This window comes from Pseudoalteromonas sp. SWXJ133, assembly GCF_015864365.1.
Classification (GTDB): domain Bacteria; phylum Pseudomonadota; class Gammaproteobacteria; order Enterobacterales; family Alteromonadaceae; genus Pseudoalteromonas; species Pseudoalteromonas arctica.
The window spans coordinates 90,104-96,103 of record NZ_JADYXJ010000015.1; the positions used below are offsets into that span (position 1 = coordinate 90,104).

The following is a 6,000-nucleotide window of genomic DNA, read 5'->3' on the forward strand; positions in this document are numbered from 1 at the left end:
TACTTAATTTGCTAAAGCAGTTTGGCAATTGACGCGTCTTAGCAAGCGTCAATCTCATCATCTATCCTAAACTTTACACTTTGACGAACTAATAATTAGGATGGGTGTCATCTTAATTTTGTTGCTAAAAGTGCTACAAATATTTTAATGCGATTGCCCTGGCCAACTTATGCGATGTCGATTTTCAATCAAAAAAGCAGGCTGGCAGGAAATCGATTACTTAAATTGACTACTACCCTTTAAATTTATTTCGATACAATCATTTTTGCACGATGTACTAAATCTTCCTTTAATGTTTGAGCCGAAGCACCTGTCCTTCCTCTAAATACGTACCCTTGACGCATGTCAAACATGAGTCGTGCTCTTTCTTTTGATGGGAAGTTTTCTGGTAACCTGCCTTTTTCTTTTTCAGCATCAAAACGAGCAGCAAGTCTAGAGTCAGTTTCATTAATTGCATTGACCATACGTTCTTTTACACCTTCAACTTCTCCAACACTAGTTGATACACATGAAGCTAAAAAACAACCGTTAGTACCTTCACTCTGAATTGTAGCGTAATCAATAACGGCTTCTAAAAAGCCTATCACTGCCTTCTCTATATCAGGCTCTGCTTCAAAAGAAATAATAGGTGCACATCCATCAACATTCGAATAGAGGTCAATAGTTTTTAAATACAGTTCTCGCTTATCACCAAATGCCGCATACATGCTAGGGCCACTGATTCCCATCGCCAGAGTAAGATCTTTTAGTGATGCTCCATCGTAGCCCTTCTTCCAGAAAACATTCATAGCAGCCAATAAAGCTTCATCAGTATTAAATGTTCGAGGTCGGCCAATTCTTTTTGTATCGTTCAATATATATCTCTTGACTTATAGTTTAAGATCTTACTATTATTATATATCGTTCGATACATAATTAATAGAGGCAAACAAATGACCGTATCAGTACTTCAAGCTGGGCAAGTATTTCCAAACATTAGCATCAGTAAATATGGTGGTGGAACTTTAAATATAGCGACGCCAGTAGATGGATTTGATTGGAAAATGATTATTGTATATCGGGGTAAACATTGCCCTTTATGTACTAGATACCTGCAAGAACTTAAACAAGCCTTGCCTGAATTTAATTTACTTGGTGTTGACGTTATTGCGATTTCTGCTGATTCGGCTGAGCGGACGGCCATTCAAATGTCAGAAGTGAATCCAAACTTTGAGGTTGGTTACGATTTAACTATTGAGCAAATGAAACAGCTTGGCCTTTATATTTCTGGACCTCGTAATGGTATGAATGTCGAACGAGCTTTTGCAGAACCCGGACTTTTTGTAATCAACGAAGAAGGTTGTTTACAAATGGTCGATGTGTCAAATGTACCGTTCGCTCGTCCACCCATTGCTTCTATGCTAATGGGGCTAAAATATTATCGTAACATGACTGATAAATTCCCAATTAACGGCTCGTATAATTAATTTATTACTTTTAGGAAAGACTAATGACAACTAAAAATCCTTATAAAGTGGCAGTTAAAGAAGCTATCGATAGCCTAATTAAAAGCGCAAGTAATCATGATATTGATGCACTTAATTTGATTTACCACGATAACATGCAAGTGGTTATGATTGATCCGAGTGGCCAAGTTCATAAAGCAGATAAAGTCGCATTTAAAGCGATGATTGAAGCAAATAAAAATAACGGAGCACCGATGAACACATGGGCAAAATTTCATCATGTTGAAGCTAACCCTGAAACAGGTTTAGTCGTGTTATCGCGTAAAAATAATTTAGCGGGAAAGGATATGATGCTAGATTTAAGTATAGATTTTGTATATGAAAATGGACGTTGGCAAGTTATCCGAGAAGTTATTTTTCTTCACCCCGACCAAGCCCTATAACCTTTTACCATAATAAAGAGAATTCTTATGTCTGTACTTTTCGAACCGACTCAAATAGGTCGCTATACCGTTAAAAATCGTATTTTCATGGCACCAATGAGCCGTTACAGGGCTGATCATGAAGGTATTAACCCAGAAATTACTGCTGAATATTATCGTCAGCGCGCAAGTGCTGGGTTGATTATTGCCGAATCAACTCGCATTAATAATTGGTCAGGTGGTATTAATTGCCCAGGTATTTATACTGCGGATCAAGTGGCTTCATGGAAAAAAACAACTGACGCGGTTCATGCTGAGGGTGGTGTTATTTTTTTACAGCTTTGGCATTCAGGCCGAGCTTCTCATGAATCTTTAATGCCAGAAGGACGTGATGTTGTTGCCCCTTCAGCTGTTCCAAGTAATCAAGAAACTATGGTTGTCAATGGTATGGCAATGCCAACACCACCAAGAGAAATAACGTTAGAAGAGATTGCAGAGTTACGACAAGACTTTGCTCAAGCAAGTAAATATGCACTTGAAGCAGGGTTTGATGGTGTTGAAATACATGCTGCTGGTGGCTTTATTATTGATACATTCCTTCAAGAAAGTACAAATCAACGCAATGATCAATACGGAGGAACATTAGAAAACCGTTACCGTTTTCTTAAAGAGATTGCTCAAGATGCTATCGATATTTGGGGAGCAGATAGAGTGGGTGTTAAATTATCTCCAGTGAGTAATTATAACAATGTAGGTGAAGGTGATATTGCAGGTACTTTTAAATATGTTGTATCACAGCTTAATCAGCATGGCCTTGCATTTTTAGAAATAAATGAAGAAATGCCTTTTACTCAACTGAGTGAGGATAAAAGAGCCATTTTAGATGAAATACGTACATTTTGGACTGGGCCTTATATTGCTAATGGAAATTATACAGCAGAATCCGGAGCTGAACGTATATTATCAAATAAAGCAACAGCCATTACCTATGGGCGCTTATTTATTGCTAACCCTGATTTACCGCAACGATTTAAGTTAAATGTTGAGTTTAATGAGTTAGATATGAGTACTTTTTATGGTGGTGATCATAAAGGGTATACAGACTACCCAGTTTTATAAATAAATACAGTAACTTAATCTCACTGTATTGATGAAAAATTAACGTGACATATATGGACGCTCCCCTGAAGTCAAGACGAGCTAATGTATAAACATCAAAATTGATGCCTTTATTTTATTATCATGTATCTCATATCACAGTAATGATGCGTCACAAGCTTGTTAAAAAGCAAAGTTGCTGACATATATTCGAGCTATGGTGCCATGGTTATCATGCGTCATGCTCCTAATAACGGAATTAACGTGACACCCATCTTAATTGGGATAGCTTTACTTGTTCAATTAAGGTGCCTGTCTTTATTTTGCTAAATAAATTAGCTGTTTATGTTTGTCGACACTCAAATAAGTTACTGTGTCGGATGGCGCTTTGCTTATCCGACCTACGTTTTAAATATATTTGAAGAGTGGCGAACTAAGAATTAGGATGGGTGTCATCTTAATTTTGTTAACCGATACAAAAGCTTGGCAAAGTTTAAGTGGGGAAGGTTCTACAGCAACATATAGAAAAATTGATGCCCCAGATGCCACGGTTGGGAAAATTGCAGATTCGGTAAAAGGTGGACAGGAATATAGTCTAGTTCCAGAAAAGGAAGGCGGAGTTAATAGCAACTCAGGAGCAGGTGCAGTAGCTAATAAAGCTGATGGTGGCTTTTCATTTGTAAATAATGGCACTATGCAACCAGGCAGCACAGTATCTGAAAGAGTTGAGTTTAAGGATGATAAGTAAAATGAAAACTAAATCACTATCTTTTGTAATTGCTTCTTTGTTATTAGCTTATCCATTTTATTTATGGTTTACGTATATAGATGAATCGGTAACAGTTGGCTCGGCCTATGGTTTTCAAATTGGAGATAAAAAAAAGGATGTTTACGAATCACTTCCACTTAAGCTCAATAACCTGAAAGAAGCTGATGAATCAATTTTTATTCAAATCAAAGTAACTGATGAAATAGCAACAACACTAGCGACGAGAACTGATTTTGATGTCATAATTGAACCACTTTTTCATGATGTTGGCTACACAGTTTTTTCTTCTCAAAATACTTGGTATTTCTATATTAACGGATCGTTTTTTAACTCTTTGAAGTTAGAGTTTTGTGAAGAAAAGCTATGTAAAATATATAGACATCGAAAATATTTTGAGCTTCCATAATATTAATATATCTTGAACTCAAAGCCCCGTAAGGGGCTTTATTTTTGGCTGCTTTTGAAGCCAAAGGGATTGAGCATTAGCCTCGCACTCTGCTTATCCGAGCTTTGCTGGAGTGGTTTTTTTTATTTTTTTTCAAAGTCTTGATAGAAAAGCTAGCTTGTATTATTGCTGTTAAATGCAATATTATTAACGCTCTATTGTTAACCATTATATAAAACTTTAAATTAGGAAAAAGGATGACAGTAAACAAGGCCGTTAGAAAGAAAAATATCAAACGCAAAAAGGGTAAAATAATTGGTGGTTGGACTTTAGTAAAAAAATTAGGGCAAGGTGGTAATGGAGATGTATGGGAGATATCACAAGAAGGGGTTGATAACCATGCTATGAAGTTCTTACTTAGTCCTGATGAAGTAAGTTATCAAAGATTCAAAGCTGAAATTCACATTTTATCTTCTATTTCAATTGATGGTGTCATTCCTTTAATTGATTCTAATATTCCTGAGACTTCTGAAGAAAGCACTCCTTGGTTCACCATGCCCAAAGCCTATGAATGCACTGATTTATTGCAAAAGAAGAGCACTTTAGATATTGCGGAAAGCTTTATTGCTTTAATTGAAACTTTAGAGCTTTTGCATGATAAAAAAATTGCTCATAGAGATATTAAACCCGCTAATATTTTATTTTATGAGGGAAGGCTTTGTTTTTCTGATTTTGGTCTAGTTAAATATCCTAAGAAAGAAAATATTACTCCTAAACAAAGAGATGTTGGAGCTAAGTTTACTATGGCACCAGAGATGAGGCGACATGCTAGTGAGGCCGATGGAATGCCAGCGGATATTTACTCTTTGGCCAAGACGCTCTGGATTTTCATGACTGGACAAGAGAAAGGGTTTGACGGGCAATATAACCCTAATTCGATTCTTTCTATTAAAAAATATTGCTCAGATGTTAGAACTACAAAACTTGATAACTTGCTGGTTGAATGTACAGATAACAACCCTTTAATGAGGCCAACATCAGAACAATTTAAAACGAGATTTAAGGAATGGGTTGAAATCAGTAAAGACTTCCATTCTAGAAACTTAATTGAATGGCTAGAATTGCAGGAGCTTAATTTTCCTGCGGGAGTACCAGCTCAAGCCTCATGGACAGATATAGATTCAATCTGTGCAATTTTAGCTGAAACCTCAAAAATAAAGAGCTTAAATCACATGTTTTTCCCCACAGGTGGAGGGCAAACTTTAACTGGTGCATCAATCGCAAGTGAAAGAGATATGTTAGCTCTTCATACTTCAGATAATAGTGCCGAGCTGTTAAAACCCAAAAAACTTACGTATGAATCATTTGGGTTAGACTCACAATGGAATTATTTTCGTCTTGAAGCTGAGAATATAGAACCTACAGGAGTTGAAAATGCGGTTTGGAATAAGGAAATTAACGTGACACCCATCTTAATTGCCCACCTTAATTAGGATAGTTTTGCTTGTTCAATTAAGATGTCTGTCTTTATTTTGCTAAATAAATTAGCTGTTTATGTGCGTCGACACTCAAATAAGTTACTGTGTCGGATGGCGCTTTGCTTATCCGACCTACGTTTTAAATATATTTGAAGAGGATAAATTAACGTGATACCCATCTTAATTGGGATAGCTTTGCTTGTTCAATTAAGGTGCCTGTCTTGCTTTTTCTTGCTATATAAATTAGCTGTTTATGTGCGTCGAAACTCAAATAAGTTACTGTGTAGTGGTCAATAAAATTTGGCCACAGTTTTAGAATCTTGATATCTAACCTCAGATTCATTTGGCGCTAAACCGGCATTATAATGATGCGGCCTAACGTTGTTGTAATATCCGTTGATAT

Annotated in this window: 7 protein-coding genes; 6 read left to right on the forward strand and 1 reads right to left on the reverse strand. The window is 36.4% G+C overall.

Annotated elements, in window-relative coordinates; genetic code table 11:
• Positions 1-245: 245 nt before the first annotated feature.
• Entirely contained in the window at positions 246-854 is a 609-nt protein-coding gene (locus tag I6F40_RS12500; RefSeq protein ID WP_231609358.1) for a TetR/AcrR family transcriptional regulator, read from the reverse strand.
• 78 nt (positions 855-932) lie between these two features.
• Here I6F40_RS12500 and I6F40_RS12505 point away from each other — a divergent pair, with 78 nt between their 5' ends.
• From I6F40_RS12505 to I6F40_RS12530, 6 genes are all read left to right on the forward strand, one after another.
• Positions 933-1,466: a peroxiredoxin-like family protein gene (locus I6F40_RS12505; protein ID WP_166377135.1), complete on the forward strand. Its 534-nt coding sequence runs from the start codon at positions 933-935 to the stop codon at positions 1,464-1,466.
• A 23-nt stretch (positions 1,467-1,489) separates the two neighbouring features.
• The gene (locus tag I6F40_RS12510; RefSeq protein WP_166377136.1) at positions 1,490-1,888 is read left to right on the forward strand and encodes a nuclear transport factor 2 family protein; all 399 of its coding nucleotides are present in this window, start codon (positions 1,490-1,492) and stop codon (positions 1,886-1,888) included.
• 27 nt (positions 1,889-1,915) lie between these two features.
• The gene (locus tag I6F40_RS12515; RefSeq protein WP_166377137.1) at positions 1,916-2,986 is read left to right on the forward strand and encodes an alkene reductase; all 1,071 of its coding nucleotides are present in this window, start codon (positions 1,916-1,918) and stop codon (positions 2,984-2,986) included.
• Positions 2,987-3,410: 424 nt separating this feature from the next.
• Positions 3,411-3,713 carry a hypothetical protein gene (locus I6F40_RS12520; RefSeq protein WP_166377138.1) on the forward strand — a complete coding sequence of 101 codons (303 nt, stop codon included), beginning with the start codon at positions 3,411-3,413 and terminating at the stop codon, positions 3,711-3,713.
• 1 nt (position 3,714) lies between these two features.
• Positions 3,715-4,140, forward strand: a complete 426-nt coding sequence (locus I6F40_RS12525; RefSeq protein ID WP_197193005.1) for a hypothetical protein — start codon at positions 3,715-3,717, stop codon at positions 4,138-4,140.
• A gap of 236 nt (positions 4,141-4,376) precedes the next feature.
• Complete coding sequence (locus I6F40_RS12530; protein WP_166377140.1) at positions 4,377-5,612, forward strand: protein kinase domain-containing protein; 1,236 nt, start codon at positions 4,377-4,379, stop codon at positions 5,610-5,612.
• Positions 5,613-6,000 lie beyond the last annotated feature (388 nt).